The following is a 13944-nucleotide window of genomic DNA, read 5'->3' as shown; positions in this document are numbered from 1 at the left end:
GACTATTTATAATGGTAGAAAATAGATGATAGATAAAAAACGAATCTGGGTAGCCGCAGGGGTTATTTATAATAGTGATCAAAGCAAAATTTTCATTACTAAAAGAGCCGATCATCTGCATAAAGGCGGTTTCTGGGAGTTTCCCGGTGGCAAAGTTGAACAGGGAGAGAGTGCTGAGCAAGCGTTAATACGCGAACTTGAGGAAGAGGTGGGTATCACTTCAACCTCTTTAGAGCCATTAATCCAGCTTGAGTTTGATTACCCTGATAAGGCATTAAAATTTGATTTTATTAATGTACTGACGTTTGATAATGAACCGTATGGAAAAGAGGGTCAGCAAGGTGAGTGGGTGAAGGTTGAACAGTTAAGTAATTACCCATTTCCTGAAGCGAATGAGCCTGTGGTGAAGCTGGTTATGGAACGCGTAGGCAGTAAATAGAAGAATAAACAACAGCTTAAATATTCATTAAGCTGTTGAGTAGGGCTATTCTGAATCAGACCAACCATCAGAGTCGGACATATCAGGGGCGCCTGGTATCGCTTTCTCTTCATCGGCCCATTCGCCAAAATCGATCATCTGACACTGTTTACTGCAAAATGGACGAAGGGGGCTACTCTTATCCCAAATGACGTTTGTCTGACAAGTTGGGCATTTAACGGTGGTGATTTTTGATGTCTCTTTATTCATTATGTCCTCAGCAGACGGCTAATTTAAACTCAATGTCTTTGTCGCAATTTTGATTCGATTCAAAAGAGAGAAAGCGCAACGCAAACCGATTCTTATGTCCTGATATCATTGGATAAACCCCAGCATCCATCGGAATATCTAACCGGAGAAGGTTCGCCTCATCCATATCACTTTGAAAAAAACCTTTGCTAGCTATTTTATCTTGAAACAGTGATGATTCGCGAATCAGTTTTAAACATAAATTGAGAGGCTCAATGATCATAGAGAGCTGTTTAACCCAATGGGAGATATCGTCCACTTGCTTCTCTTTAGATAGCTTTAACCAGTAGTGCAGAGCAGGAAGATCGAAACAACAGCTGCCACCGGGAATAGTGAACCTCTGCTTGATAGCACTTAGGAACTTATCTTCGCGCAGGCACTTGCCTAAACGTTCTGGGGTCATGAGTTGGTGGCGACAGGTATCAATATCATCAAGAAGCGAGCGAAGAGTATCTTGATCGACGTCCGGCACATCCAGCCAGCCTTTAAACTTGAGTTTCTGCTTTTCCAAATCTTTAGCTAATTCGCTCTTTAGCTGTACTTGCTCGAAAATATCAAGCAGATCAAAAAGAGAGCGGAAAAAGATTTGATACTGAAAATGTTCAGAAAATGAACTCGAACTCTTAACCTGTTCAAGAAGAAACTCGACTCGAAGGTAGAAGCGAGTCTGTTCATTTAGAGGATGTTCGAATTTGAGAAAGTTCATCCCATCAGCCATATAGATTATCCGTTTTCGCTAAAAGTAGAGGCAAGTGCTAAGTATTGTTCATGTAAGAGCCCTATTATAGGCTTTAGTTCGCTATTGTCGCCATTATTATTGATGACATCGTCGGCAAAAGCGAGCCTCTCTTCACGACTTATTTGCGCAGAGAGAATGCTCTTTGCTTGCTCAATGGTAACAGAGTCACGATTGGCGGTACGACTTATTTGTGTCTGTTGATCGACGTCGATGACCAATATTCTATCCACTAAATATTGTAAACCATTATCTATCAGTAATGGAATAACCAGAAGGCAGTATGGGGACGTTGTTGCTTGAGCTTGAGTAAGCATTTGTTGGCGGATCATAGGGTGAAGCAGCTCATTCAACCAGCTCTTTTCGTCAGGTTGACTAAAAATTATTGCTCTTAGCTTCTCACGATTGAGTCGGCCATTAGAGAGTAGAATATCACTCCCAAAGTGAGTGACGATCTTAGATAACCCTTCACTATTCGGCGCAACAACCTCGCGGGCAATGATATCTGCATCAACAATCTCTATGCCATACAGTTCATGAAATAGGTTAGTTACCGTGGTTTTTCCACTGCCAATACCGCCAGTCACGCCAACTACAAATGTGTGTGATTTATGATTCATTACTGTGGCATCCCTAGCATGGAAGTAAGATACCAGTTGGTGATCTCCGCCCCCCACATCAGGCTGATCCAACCAGCAATAGCGAGAAATGGTCCAAAAGGAAACACTTTATTGAGTCCCTTTTTTTGTGCTCTTAATAGGGCAATACCAATGATGGATCCTACAATTGAGGAGAGAAGAATAAGAAATGGCAGTTGTTGCCAGCCTAACCAAGCCCCTAATGCAGCAAGTAGTTTAAAATCGCCATAACCCATCCCTTCTTTCCCTGTGAGTAATTTAAAAATCCAGTAGATACTCCAAAGAATAAGGTAGCCAGCAATCGCGCCTATAACGGCATCTTGCAAAGATACAGGGCTCCATCCAACAAGTGCGAGGTAAATACCGGACCAAAGCAGTGGTAAGGTTAATTGGTCTGGCAACAGCATGGTATCAAGATCGATGAAGGTAGCTGCAATCAATATGAGAGTGAAAAAAAGGGCTGCTACAGCAAACTCAGATAATGGGAATCGAATAGCAACAAGGGCAGATAAGATGGCTGACAGTAACTCGATGGCCGGGTAACGAAAACTGATTGTCGTTTTACAGTGACGACACTTACCCTTCAACATCAACCAACTAAACAACGGGATATTGTCTATCAATTTAATGGGAGTGCTACAGCTAGGGCAGCGCGATCGAGGAAGGCTTAAATTAAAAGGTTCATCTTGCTTAGGATCATTCGCTGACGATGTTAGATCGGGAAAGCAGTCGAGGCACTCTTTTTTCCACTCGCGTTCCATCATAATTGGCAACCGGTAAATCACTACATTCAAAAAGCTGCCGACTAAAAGGCCGAAGATTGAGGCAAGCAGTGGGAATAACCAAGGGGAATAATCAAATAGTGCCATTACGATTCTCAACAGAAATTGTGTATACCGATTCTACCTATCATTTGTTCTGATACCAACCCAGTTAGTTGATGATATTCATCAAATTAAAAATGGGAAGATACATGGCTACTACCATGCCACCAATTACAATGCCAAGCGTCACTATAATTATAGGTTCGAGGATTTCACTTAAGTTATCTATGGTATTGCTCACATCATCTTCGTAGATATCACTAATTCGGCAAAGCATTTTTTCTAAATTTCCTGACTCTTCGCCAATCATTACCATCTGAATGACAAATTCTGGGAATACGTCAGTTTGACGCATGGATAAGTAGATAGGCACGCCCGATGCAGCGCTATGTTGAACCGAGCAGAACTGCTGTTGGTAGTAGTGATTCCTACAGCTTTTGGATGCTGTCGACAGACCCGTTAGGATTGGAACTCCCGCACTGTAACAGGCTGCTAGGGTCGCGCTGAAGGCGGCAATGGAGGTTTTTGAAATGATGTTACCAATTAGAGGAAGACGTAGAAGGTATCGGCTGATCAAACGTTGACACTTTAATGATCGTTTTTTTATGTGATGAAAAGTAACGAGGATGAACAGTAAAGTGACCAATAACGTCAAACCATGCTGAGTGAGCCATTTTGATGATGAGACGATCTGTTGAGTTAACCAGGGAAGTTGCGCACCAAAACTGTGAAAAATGGATTCGAACTCTGGAATGACATAAATAAGCATCAACACCGTAACAGTCAGTGCTGCCAAAATCACTGTGGTCGGATAGATCATGGCTTTGATTGTTTTGGCGCGAAGTCGACGACTCTTTTGTTGGTAGTTGACCACTCGTTCAAACGCGTCAGATAAGTTACCTGTCTCTTCGCCAACGAGAACCATGTTGATATAAAATGGATCAAAGTGTCGATGGCTGGCTTTTAGTGAAGCCGATAAGGTAAGCCCTGCATTTAGGTTTGTTATAAGCTGTAACAGTAAGGCGTTAAGCTCTGCTTTATATTGATTGTTTTGAATGAGCTGTAGAGATTGAATAATCGGAATGCCACTTTGTAGCATAGTGGTGATTTGTTGAGTGAGTAGTATGATATCGCTACGTCTTATCGCATGCTTATAGTGGTCAAACAGCGATACTCTTCTTCGTTTCAGCCGATCAATGGAGATACTTTCGCGCTCTAACTGTTCGGTGACTTCTCGTTCACTGCGCGCGACTGTTTTTCCTGAAACTCTACGGCCATCGTTGTGATAACCTTTCCAATAGAAAGAAGATAGGGTTCCTTCTGTAGAGTGTTGCGATATGGATGAACGTTGACTGATCATAATAAGAGGATTCGCTGCAGCTCCGGATAGCTAATGATCCCCGATGACAAATGAAGCAGCCCAGATTGGTTTAAGGTTATCATTCCTTGCTCGATGGCAACGGATTGAAGTTGAGCAGCACTGCTCTCTTTATTGATGTTATTCAGCAGTCGAGGGTCGATAGGCATTACCTCATAGACACCGATTCGGCCATAATAACCTTTATTGCAACGTTCACAACCCGTCGCCTTCGCCTTATATAACGGTTGCGCTTGTGTGATGCCAAGTTCAGCCTTGATCGCGTATTGATTCGGTTCAACGACCTTACAATATGAGCAGAGTCTCCGTGCTAAACGTTGCGCGATGACGAGTGATATTGCTGAAAGCAGGTTGTATAGCTCAATCCCCATACTGGATAATCGAATGATGGTCTCAGCAGCGGAGTTCGTGTGTAGTGTCGATAACACCAAATGGCCTGTTTGAGATGCCTTAATTGCAATGTCAGCGGTTTCAAAGTCACGAACCTCACCAATCATCAGCACATCAGGGTCTTGTCTAAGAAAGGCTTTTAGTACACTCGAAAAGGTCAAATTAATGGCAGGATTGATATGAACTTGATTCACCCCCTCAATGTTCATCTCGATTGGGTCCTCTACGGTGGAAATATTTCGTTCTACCGCGTTGAGGTGATTAAGACCTGAATAGAGCGTCACTGTTTTTCCGCTCCCCGTCGGGCCAGTAACCAATACTAACCCTTGCGGTTTGGTTAAAGCGTTTACAAACAGCTGCTGTTGTATGGTACTAAAGCCAAGTTCATTGATGGCTAATCGACTTGATCGTGAATCGATGTGACGAAGTACAATTTTCTCCCCCCACAATGTGGGGAGGGTCGATATTCTAAATTCCATAGAAGAGTCTTGGGTTAGGGGCAGTTTAATTCGGCCATCTTGAGGCAATCTTCGCTCTGCAATATCAAGCTTCCCCAAGATTTTTAAGCGCGAAGAGAGCCTTCTTGAGAGGTGATGGCTAGGGCGTGACGTTTCGTATAATAGGCCGTCACAGCGCATCCTTATACGGTAGAGAGTTTCGTAGGGTTCAAAGTGAATATCTGAAGCTCCTTTTTTTACCGCGGTAAGTAATATTTGGTGGATGTAGCGACTGACTGGCGCATCGTTATCATGAATATCAGCAGAAGGGCTCGGCTCGTTAATCTCAAATTGCATCGACTCAGCTAACTCTTTACTGCTTACTTGAGAGGCTGCTGAATTTTTGGAGTGTGCTGATGCCGCGTAAAGCTGGTGGATTGCGCTATCGAGTTGATGTGTTTCTATTAGAATGATCTCAACTCTTTTGTTGCAACAAAATTGCAGCTCATTTTCCACTTGATTATTGGTCGGATCGGATACCCCTAATAGAATATGTTGCTCATTAATCTCTAGAGGTAATACGTTGTGACGGCAGATAAGCGTCTGAATAGCCAGTTGGTGTGCGCATTGAGTAAAATCGTACTGATTCAATGTCGTTGTAGAAATACCAAACAACTGAGTAAGATGACCTAACAGAGCGGCCCCGTCAAAAAAATCTAAATCAACTAACGCTGACGGTACCGAGCCGTTTTGTTTATTCACTCTCTCAATGGCGGCTTGCTCCTGTTGTTCAGTCAGTAAACCAGCATGGCGGAGGATTGTCGTTAGATTGCTCCCCATCAGTATTATGAGCAGCCTTGAATCGATATATTTGCAGATGTGGTTAAGGTACAGGTCCATATTGAGGTGGTATCATCGCGATTTAAGGTAATAGAGGGACCATTAGTGACACTCACTTCCACTTTATCGGAGCCGACAGTTAGTGTCCCTAAAGAGAATGGTGTGGCATTAACCGCTGAGGAGGTGGTCGGGAAATTTCCCGTCTCAGCAATAAAGCTCTCTACACCGGTTTTTAATGCCGTTGCGGTTGCATAGGCGGCGCCCGCTTTTCCTTTTTCCACAAAGTCTTGATATTTAGGCAGAGCAATCGCACTAAGAGCGGCGATCACGGCCACTACAATCATCAGTTCAATAAGGGTAAATCCGAGTTGTTTCGACATGGTGTAATCCTATTTCAAAAGTGATTTTTGAGAATAGGAAGTTAACGACGGCTTGGGTATGAAGAGGTTACGTTTGCTCGGCGAGGTTTACGATTTTTTTTTGCTTGTTGCACGGTGATAAGGAGAGGCTGCGAGTGAGTTCAAAATGAGGGCCGCAACGGATAAGCGGCCCCTATCTGCTAGTCTTGAAAGCGCATTGAGAGGTCTAGGGCTTTAACGTGTTTGGTGAGTGCGCCTACAGAGATGTAATCAACACCAGTTTCCGCATACTCGCGGATTGTTTCTAATGTCACATTACCTGAGTTTTCGAGCTTGGCTCTGCCATTGTTAAGTCGGACAGCTTCTCTCATCATTTCGGTTGAAAAATTGTCAAGCATGACGATGTCGGCCCCCGCGTCGATAGCGTGTTGCATCTCATCCAAACTTTCCGTCTCCACTTCGACCGGCTTTCCTGGGTTGAGGTTTTTGGCGGTGGAAATGGCTTTTTCAATACCGCCACAGGCGATAATGTGGTTTTCTTTGATCAGATAGGCATCAAAAACGCCAATACGATGATTAAAACCACCACCGCAAGCGACGGCATATTTAAGCGCACTGCGAAGCCCTGGAATGGTTTTTCGTGTATCCAATAGGCGACATTGTGTGCCTTCAATTGCTTTTGCATATATGGCGGTTGCGGAAGCACAACCAGATAGCGTTTGAATGAAGTTCATTGCATTACGCTCACCGGTTAAGAGAGCGCGTGAAGGGCCAGATAGGGTGCACAGAGTTTGGTTTGGGACGAGAGTATCGCCATCTTTCACCAGCCACTCGATAGTCACTTCTCCACCAAGCTGCTTAAAGACTTCATCGGCCCAGGCTTGACCACAAAAAACACCTTGCTCTCTGGTGATGATCGTTGCCACATTACGAGCAGTTTTGGGAATTAGGCTAGCAGTGATGTCTGCATTTTGGTCTAATGTTCCACCAAGATCCTCTTTAAGTGCTTCTTGAACACTGCGAGTGATTTCCGCAGGAAGTTGCTGCTTTAGGTAGGCAAGACGTGACTGACTGTCGTGTGCTTTTATCATAGTGGTGTCCATATCTTTAAAGTAACCCGTGTCATTATAAGGTGTGAATAGTTGATGCTATTAGTCATGCACTCAGGATGATACCTTTGCAGCTAAATCATCACAAGTTTAGTGGCCTTCACGATAAGGATAAATAGAGAAAGATGAATATTTTAGACTGCCACTGGCTAGAAGGGGTACTGAGAGTTGAGTCCCCCTATTTTGATAGTAGAAATGATGACACTGATATCTCATTATTGGTTGTACATAACATCAGCTTACCACCCGGCCAATTTGGAGGCCCATATATAGAGCAGCTCTTCACGGGTACCTTAAACCCTAATGAACATCCGTTTTTTGCGCAGATTCATCAGCATCGAGTCTCGGCACACTGTCTGATTCGTCGTGATGGGCAGGTGATTCAGTTTGTCCCTTTTAATGCGCGTGCATGGCATGCTGGTGTCTCTCAGTTTGCAGGCAGAGAACGGTGTAATGATTATTCGATTGGTATTGAGATGGAGGGGACTGACTTTATTGGTTATACCGAAGAACAATATCGCAGTTTGTCGGCGTTAACCCTTAGTCTTATGCAGCGATATCCTCAAATCACCCCGCAAAGGGTAACGGGTCATCAATATATTGCCCCTGGCCGTAAAACCGATCCTGGTCTCTCTTTTGACTGGTCAAAGTTGTTCACTCTAATAGGTCCTAAATAACCACTTTTAATTAACTACTCCTTTATGGGTAAAAAAGTATTGCGATAGTAAATGGTAATACCAGTTATTGTTGGTAATTGTGTGACCGGAGTTGCGTAAATGTTGTTTTCCCCCTCAATTTATGACCTGTGTCAACTTTTTGCTGGACGAAGTGATGATTTTATTGTTAAATAAGCTTCACATAAAATTGGTAATACCATTTACCACTTTTGAAGTAAAGGTGACTTTTAATGGATGGACATAGCAATATGGCTTATCAGCGGATTCGTCAACCAAAGCTCTCAGATGCGATAGAGCAAGAGCTAGAAAGGCTAATATCAGAAGGCACCTTCTCTCCAGGGCAGAAGCTACCTTCAGAAAGAGAGCTGGCGAAACAGTTTGACGTATCACGACCATCAGTCAGAGAAGCGATTCAACGACTGGAAGGTAAAAAGTTACTGACTCGACGCCAAGGCGGCGGGACATTTGTTTGTGAAGAGCTATGGCAGAGTTTTTCTGAGCCATTGTTAGAATTATTATCGACACACCCAGATACTCAACTAGATTTATTAGAATCGCGTCATGCATTGGAGGGGATATCTTCCTATTTTGCAGCTCTTCGAGGAACTGAAGAGGACTATAAACGCATTCTTGATTGTAATGATTTGATCTCTGAAGCACAAAAAAAAGGTGATTTGCACGCAGAAGCTCGAGCGGTAATGAAATATTTAATCGCAGTGACGGAGTCTGCTCATAATGTGGTTTTACTGCATATCATTAGAGGCCTTGAGACACTTCTTGAGCAAAACGTAGTACAGAATTTTGAATTACTTAATCGCCGCAGTGATGTGGTTGAAAAAGTGAGAAAACACAGAGCCAATATTGTTGAAGCTATCGTTTCTGGCCAACCAGAAAAGGCAAGAGAAGCGTCGCACTCACATTTGGCTTATATAGAAGAAACGTTGTTAGACCTGACAAAAGAGGAGAGTCGTCGAGAACGCTCTCTGCGTCGAGTTCAACAACGCAATGAATAACCCTATTTTATTCCAACATCATTAGTTTTGTGGATCAAACCAATAAAAGGAAAGATCACCATGTCTGAAGTCATGAAGAGCGACGTAGATAGTTTAGAAACCCAAGAGTGGCTTGCAGCCCTTGAATCAGTCGTTCGTGAAGAAGGTGTTGAGCGCGCTCAGTACCTGTTAGAACAAGTATTGGATAAAGCACGTTTAGACGGTGTTGATATGCCAACGGGTATCAACACAAATTACATTAACACCATTCCAGCGACACAAGAGCCAGCTTACCCAGGTGATGTAACGTTAGAGCGTCGTATTCGTTCAATTATTCGCTGGAACGCAATCATGATCGTTCTTCGCGCTTCTAAGAAAGATTTAGACTTAGGCGGCCACATGGCGTCTTACCAGTCAGCAGCCTCTTTTTACGAAGTCTGTTTTAACCATTTTTTCCGTGCTCCAAATGAAACTGATGGTGGCGATCTGGTTTATTATCAAGGGCATATCTCTCCTGGTATCTACTCTCGTGCTTTCGTTGAAGGTCGCTTAACAGAAGAGCAGCTAGATAACTTCCGTCAAGAAGTGGATGGTAAAGGGATTCCTTCGTACCCACACCCTAAACTGATGCCTGAATTCTGGCAGTTCCCAACCGTATCTATGGGTCTTGGCCCTATTTCCGCTATCTATCAAGCACGCTTCCTTAAGTACCTTGACGGTCGTGGTCTGAAAGAGACTTCTGCTCAACGTGTATACGCCTTCCTAGGTGACGGTGAGATGGATGAGCCAGAATCACGCGGAGCGATCTCTTTCGCTGCCCGTGAAAAACTGGACAACCTTTGTTTCCTTATTAACTGTAACCTACAGCGTCTTGATGGCCCAGTTATGGGTAACGGTAGTATCATCCAAGAGCTAGAAGGCCTATTTAAAGGTGCTGGCTGGAATGTTGTTAAAGTGATCTGGGGCAGCAACTGGGATTCACTACTGGCGAAAGACAGCACAGGTAAGCTTCTTCAGTTAATGAATGAAACTATCGATGGTGATTACCAAACATTTAAATCAAAAGATGGTGCGTATGTACGTGAGCACTTCTTTGGTAAGTATCCAGAAACCGCTGCATTAGTTGCCGATATGACGGACGATGAAATCTTTGCGCTTAAGCGTGGTGGTCATGACTCGTCGAAACTATTCGCCGCATTCAACAATGCGAAAGAGACCAGTGGTAAGCCAACCGTAATCCTAGCTAAAACCGTTAAAGGTTACGGCATGGGTGAAGCGGCAGAAGGCAAAAACATTGCACACGGTGTGAAAAAAATGGACATGACTCATGTTCAGCATCTACGTGATCGTTTAGGCCTAGAAGATCTGCTTTCTAATGAGAAGATCACTGAACTTCCTTACCTGAAATTAGAGGAAGGTTCTGCAGAGTACAAATACATGCACGCTCGTCGTGATGCGCTACACGGTTACACACCTAAGCGTCTGCCTAAGTTTACTCAAGAGTTCAAAGTGCCTGAGCTTGATGCATTTGCCCCTCTACTAGGTGAGCAAAAGCGTGATATCTCAACCACAATGGCTTACGTACGTACGCTAAATATCTTACTTAAAGATAAGAACATTGGTAAGAACATCGTTCCTATCATTTGTGATGAAGCACGTACATTTGGTATGGAAGGTCTATTCCGCCAGGTAGGTATCTACAACCCACATGGCCAAGAATATACGCCTGAAGATCGCGGTGTGGTCTCTTACTACAAAGAAGCGACGTCTGGTCAGGTACTTCAAGAAGGTATTAATGAACTCGGTTCAATGGCATCTTGGGTTGCTGCTGCGACATCTTACAGCACCAATGACTTACCAATGATCCCGTTCTACATCTACTACTCTATGTTCGGTTTCCAACGTATTGGTGACATGGCATGGCTAGCAGGTGACCAACAAGCTCGAGGTTTCCTATTGGGAGCAACGGCAGGTCGTACCACGCTAAATGGTGAAGGTCTTCAGCATGAAGATGGCCACTCACACATCATGGCCAACACAGTGCCAAACTGTATCTCTTACGACCCAACGTTTGCTTACGAACTTGCGGTAATCATGCAAGACGGTATTCGTCGCATGTACGGTGAGAGCCAAGAGAACGTGTACTACTACCTAACAGTCATGAACGAAAACTACGCGATGCCAGCGATGCCAGAAGGCGCTGAAGAAGGTATCCGTAAAGGTATTTACAAGCTTGAATCTCACGCAGGTAGTAAAGGTAAAGTTCAGCTAATGAGCTCAGGCACTATCATGAATGAAGCGCGTAAAGCAGCACAAATACTAAGTGATGACTACGGTGTTGCGTCTGATATTTACGCAGTCACTTCTTTTAATGAGCTGACTCGTGACGGTCAAGCGGTAGAGCGTGACAACATGCTACACCCTGAAGCGGAAGCGAAAGTTCCTTATATTACTCAAGTTCTAGGTAATGAGCCTGCTATTGCAGTTACAGATTACATGAAGAACTACGCTGAGCAAGTACGTGCATTCGTTCCTGCTGAGTCATACAAAGTACTGGGTACGGATGGCTTTGGTCGTTCAGATAGCCGTGAAAACCTACGTCGTCACTTCGAAGTTAACGCAGGCTACGTTGTTGTTGCTGCGCTAACCGAACTGGCTAAACGTGGTGATATTGAGAAGACTGTGGTTGCTGAAGCAATTGCAAAATTCAATATCGATACTGAAAAAACTAACCCTCAATACGCATAAGGTAGATAACAATGACAATCGAAATTAATGTACCTGACATCGGTGCAGATGAGGTTGAAGTAACTGAGATTCTTGTTAAGGTCGGTGACCGAGTTGAAGAAGAGCAGTCACTGATCACTGTTGAAGGCGACAAAGCTTCAATGGAAGTACCGGCGTCTCAAGCGGGTACCGTTAAAGAGATTAAAATCTCTGAAGGTGACTCAGTATCAACAGGCACTCTTATTATGATCTTTGACGTTGAGAGTGCTACGGCAGCTCCAGCGGTTGAAGCGGCAGCACCTGTAGCTACAGCGCCAGCAGTTGCTGAGCTGAAAGAGGTTCACGTTCCTGATATTGGTGGTGACGAAGTAGAAGTCACTGAAATCATGGTTGCAGTAGGCGATTCCATTGAAGAAGAGCAATCTCTTTTGACGGTTGAAGGCGATAAAGCATCAATGGAAGTTCCAGCGCCATTTGCTGGCACGTTAAAAGAGATTAAAGTTGCCGCAGGCGACAAAGTATCTACTGGCTCTCTAGTCATGGTTTTTGAAGTTACTGGTTCAGCTCCTGCTCAAGCAGTTGCACCTGTTGCTGCGGCGCCAGTTGCCGTCTCTGCTGAAAAAGATGTCAACGTACCTGATATTGGTGGTGACGAAGTAGAAGTGACTGAAATCATGGTCGCAGTTGGCGATACCGTTGCAGAGGAACAATCTCTGATTACGGTTGAAGGCGACAAAGCCTCTATGGAAGTACCTGCTCCATTTGCTGGCACAATCAAAGCGATCAAAATCGCAGCGGGCGATAAAGTATCAACGGGTTCTTTAATCATGACGTTTGTGGTTGAAGGTTCAGCGTCAGTTGCTGCTCCTGTCGCTCAAGCGGCACCAGCAGCACCTGTTGCGGTAGCGGCTCCTGCATCAACCGCACCTGCGGCAACCGAGTTTAAAGAGAATCATGAGTACGCGCATGCTTCACCTGTTGTTCGTCGTATTGCACGTGAGTTTGGTGTAAATCTATCGAAAGTAAAAGGGACGGGTCGTAAGAGCCGCATTTTACGAGAAGATGTTCAGAGTTACGTGAAAGAAGCCCTGAAGCGTTTAGAGTCGGGTGCTGCAGCATCAGGTTCGGGTGACGGTTCTGCACTAGGTCTTCTTCCTTGGCCGAAAATTGATTTTAGCAAGTTTGGTGATATCGAAACCAAACCACTGTCTCGCATCAAAAAGATATCTGGGGCAAACTTGCACCGTAACTGGGTTATGATTCCTCATGTAACTCAATGGGATAACGCAGATATCACGGCTCTTGAAACGTTCCGTAAAGAGCAGAACGCCATTGAAGCCAAAAAAGATAGCGGCATGAAAATCACACCTTTAGTGTTTATCATGAAAGCGGTTGCTAAGGCGTTAGAAGAGTTCCCATCATTTAACTCTTCACTGTCTGATGACGGCGCAAGCTTAATTCTGAAGAAGTACGTTAACATTGGTATCGCGGTTGATACGCCAAATGGCTTAGTGGTTCCTGTCTTTAAGGATGTGAACAAAAAAGGTATTTACGAACTTTCTGAAGAGCTAATGACTATCTCTAAGAAAGCACGTGGCGGTAAGTTAACGTCATCTGACATGCAGGGTGGCTGTTTTACTATTTCAAGTCTTGGTGGACTTGGCGGAACAGCGTTTACTCCTATTGTTAATGCACCAGAAGTTGGTATTTTAGGCGTATCTAAGTCAGAGATGAAACCAGTATGGAATGGCAAGGATTTTGAACCACGCCTAATGTTACCGTTATCACTGTCGTATGATCACCGTGTGGTTGATGGTGCAGAGGGTGCTCGCTTCATCACTTACTTGAATGGTTGTCTATCTGATATTCGCCGTTTGGTGTTATAAACGAATAGTTACGACGCTCTCAAATCAGTTTGGTTAGCGTCGTACACTTTATGGACATTACGTCTTTTTTCTACAGTTTCTATTTATAATTTTATTAATAGATTGGGAACTGTAGTCTAGCTCACAGGCTATGCCATTTTACTTTTCACTCTGTATGCAGCTCTGTAGACTGATGCCGTTTGGAAAATGTATATGACGACTTTTTAGTCTGTTAGGGATAAACG

At 44.0% G+C, this 13944-nt stretch carries 13 protein-coding genes; 5 read left to right on the top strand and 8 right to left on the bottom strand.

Going from position 1 to position 13944, the window contains the following annotated elements; translation table 11 throughout:
• The first annotated feature begins 25 nt into the window (after positions 1-25).
• Positions 26-439, top strand: a complete 414-nt coding sequence (gene mutT / locus L4C32_RS02760; RefSeq protein ID WP_428195323.1) for an 8-oxo-dGTP diphosphatase MutT — start codon at positions 26-28, stop codon at positions 437-439.
• Between the two features lie 45 nt (positions 440-484).
• Here the strand turns inward: mutT and yacG are convergent, their stop codons facing one another.
• From yacG to nadC, 8 genes are all read right to left on the bottom strand, one after another.
• Positions 485-688, bottom strand: coding sequence for a DNA gyrase inhibitor YacG (gene yacG, locus L4C32_RS02755; protein ID WP_428195322.1), 204 nt, complete (start codon positions 686-688; stop codon positions 485-487).
• 7 nt (positions 689-695) lie between these two features.
• The gene (gene zapD, locus L4C32_RS02750; protein WP_428195321.1) at positions 696-1433 is read right to left on the bottom strand and encodes a cell division protein ZapD; all 738 of its coding nucleotides are present in this window, start codon (positions 1431-1433) and stop codon (positions 696-698) included.
• Between the two features lie 17 nt (positions 1434-1450).
• Complete coding sequence (gene coaE / locus L4C32_RS02745) at positions 1451-2083, bottom strand: dephospho-CoA kinase (protein ID WP_428195320.1); 633 nt, start codon at positions 2081-2083, stop codon at positions 1451-1453.
• Positions 2083-2970, bottom strand: coding sequence for a prepilin peptidase (locus L4C32_RS02740; RefSeq protein ID WP_428195319.1), 888 nt, complete (start codon positions 2968-2970; stop codon positions 2083-2085). Before L4C32_RS02740 ends, coaE begins: the two co-directional genes overlap by 1 nt.
• A 64-nt stretch (positions 2971-3034) precedes the next feature.
• On the bottom strand, positions 3035-4285 hold the full coding sequence (locus L4C32_RS02735) for a type II secretion system F family protein (RefSeq protein ID WP_428195318.1): 1251 nt from the start codon (positions 4283-4285) through the stop codon (positions 3035-3037).
• Positions 4282-5970: a type IV-A pilus assembly ATPase PilB gene (gene pilB, locus L4C32_RS02730; protein ID WP_428195317.1), complete on the bottom strand. Its 1689-nt coding sequence runs from the start codon at positions 5968-5970 to the stop codon at positions 4282-4284. The genes L4C32_RS02735 and pilB overlap by 4 nt, the downstream gene beginning before the upstream one ends.
• Before the next feature lie 5 nt (positions 5971-5975).
• The gene (locus tag L4C32_RS02725) at positions 5976-6350 is read right to left on the bottom strand and encodes a pilin (RefSeq protein ID WP_428195316.1); all 375 of its coding nucleotides are present in this window, start codon (positions 6348-6350) and stop codon (positions 5976-5978) included.
• Positions 6351-6529: 179 nt separating this feature from the next.
• The gene (nadC, locus tag L4C32_RS02720; RefSeq protein ID WP_428195315.1) at positions 6530-7420 is read right to left on the bottom strand and encodes a carboxylating nicotinate-nucleotide diphosphorylase; all 891 of its coding nucleotides are present in this window, start codon (positions 7418-7420) and stop codon (positions 6530-6532) included.
• 143 nt (positions 7421-7563) lie between these two features.
• On the opposite strand from nadC, the gene ampD reads away from it, so the two are divergent.
• The 4 genes from ampD (at position 7564) to aceF (ending at position 13720) form a co-directional block, all read left to right on the top strand.
• On the top strand, positions 7564-8115 hold the full coding sequence (gene ampD / locus L4C32_RS02715; protein ID WP_428195314.1) for a 1,6-anhydro-N-acetylmuramyl-L-alanine amidase AmpD: 552 nt from the start codon (positions 7564-7566) through the stop codon (positions 8113-8115).
• Between the two features lie 248 nt (positions 8116-8363).
• On the top strand, positions 8364-9128 hold the full coding sequence (pdhR, locus tag L4C32_RS02710; RefSeq protein ID WP_428195485.1) for a pyruvate dehydrogenase complex transcriptional repressor PdhR: 765 nt from the start codon (positions 8364-8366) through the stop codon (positions 9126-9128).
• A gap of 60 nt (positions 9129-9188) precedes the next feature.
• Positions 9189-11855: a pyruvate dehydrogenase (acetyl-transferring), homodimeric type gene (gene aceE / locus L4C32_RS02705; RefSeq protein ID WP_428195313.1), complete on the top strand. Its 2667-nt coding sequence runs from the start codon at positions 9189-9191 to the stop codon at positions 11853-11855.
• An 11-nt stretch (positions 11856-11866) separates the two neighbouring features.
• Positions 11867-13720 (top strand): pyruvate dehydrogenase complex dihydrolipoyllysine-residue acetyltransferase, encoded by a 1854-nt coding sequence (aceF, locus tag L4C32_RS02700; protein ID WP_428195312.1) that lies wholly within the window; start codon positions 11867-11869, stop codon positions 13718-13720.
• Positions 13721-13944: the final 224 nt, after the last annotated feature.

The organism is Aliivibrio kagoshimensis (assembly GCF_050337105.1).
Taxonomy (GTDB): Bacteria; Pseudomonadota; Gammaproteobacteria; order Enterobacterales; family Vibrionaceae; genus Aliivibrio_A; species Aliivibrio_A kagoshimensis.
Note: the sequence above shows the minus strand (reverse complement) of the source record. Positions and strands in the feature narration are given on the sequence as shown.

Bases quoted from the DNA above. Each gene is read 5' to 3' on its own strand.
- mutT (WP_428195323.1), top strand. From the start codon at position 26: ATGATAGATAAAAAACGAATCTGGGTAGCCGCAGGGGTTATTTATAAT.
- yacG (WP_428195322.1), bottom strand. From the start codon at position 688: ATGAATAAAGAGACATCAAAAATCACCACCGTTAAATGCCCAACTTGT.
- zapD (WP_428195321.1), bottom strand. From the start codon at position 1,433: ATGAACTTTCTCAAATTCGAACATCCTCTAAATGAACAGACTCGCTTC.
- coaE (WP_428195320.1), bottom strand. From the start codon at position 2,083: ATGAATCATAAATCACACACATTTGTAGTTGGCGTGACTGGCGGTATT.
- L4C32_RS02740 (WP_428195319.1), bottom strand. From the start codon at position 2,970: ATGGCACTATTTGATTATTCCCCTTGGTTATTCCCACTGCTTGCCTCA.
- L4C32_RS02735 (WP_428195318.1), bottom strand. From the start codon at position 4,285: ATGATCAGTCAACGTTCATCCATATCGCAACACTCTACAGAAGGAACC.
- pilB (WP_428195317.1), bottom strand. From the start codon at position 5,970: ATGGGGAGCAATCTAACGACAATCCTCCGCCATGCTGGTTTACTGACT.
- L4C32_RS02725 (WP_428195316.1), bottom strand. From the start codon at position 6,350: ATGTCGAAACAACTCGGATTTACCCTTATTGAACTGATGATTGTAGTG.
- nadC (WP_428195315.1), bottom strand. From the start codon at position 7,420: ATGATAAAAGCACACGACAGTCAGTCACGTCTTGCCTACCTAAAGCAG.
- ampD (WP_428195314.1), top strand. From the start codon at position 7,564: ATGAATATTTTAGACTGCCACTGGCTAGAAGGGGTACTGAGAGTTGAG.
- pdhR (WP_428195485.1), top strand. From the start codon at position 8,364: ATGGCTTATCAGCGGATTCGTCAACCAAAGCTCTCAGATGCGATAGAG.
- aceE (WP_428195313.1), top strand. From the start codon at position 9,189: ATGTCTGAAGTCATGAAGAGCGACGTAGATAGTTTAGAAACCCAAGAG.
- aceF (WP_428195312.1), top strand. From the start codon at position 11,867: ATGACAATCGAAATTAATGTACCTGACATCGGTGCAGATGAGGTTGAA.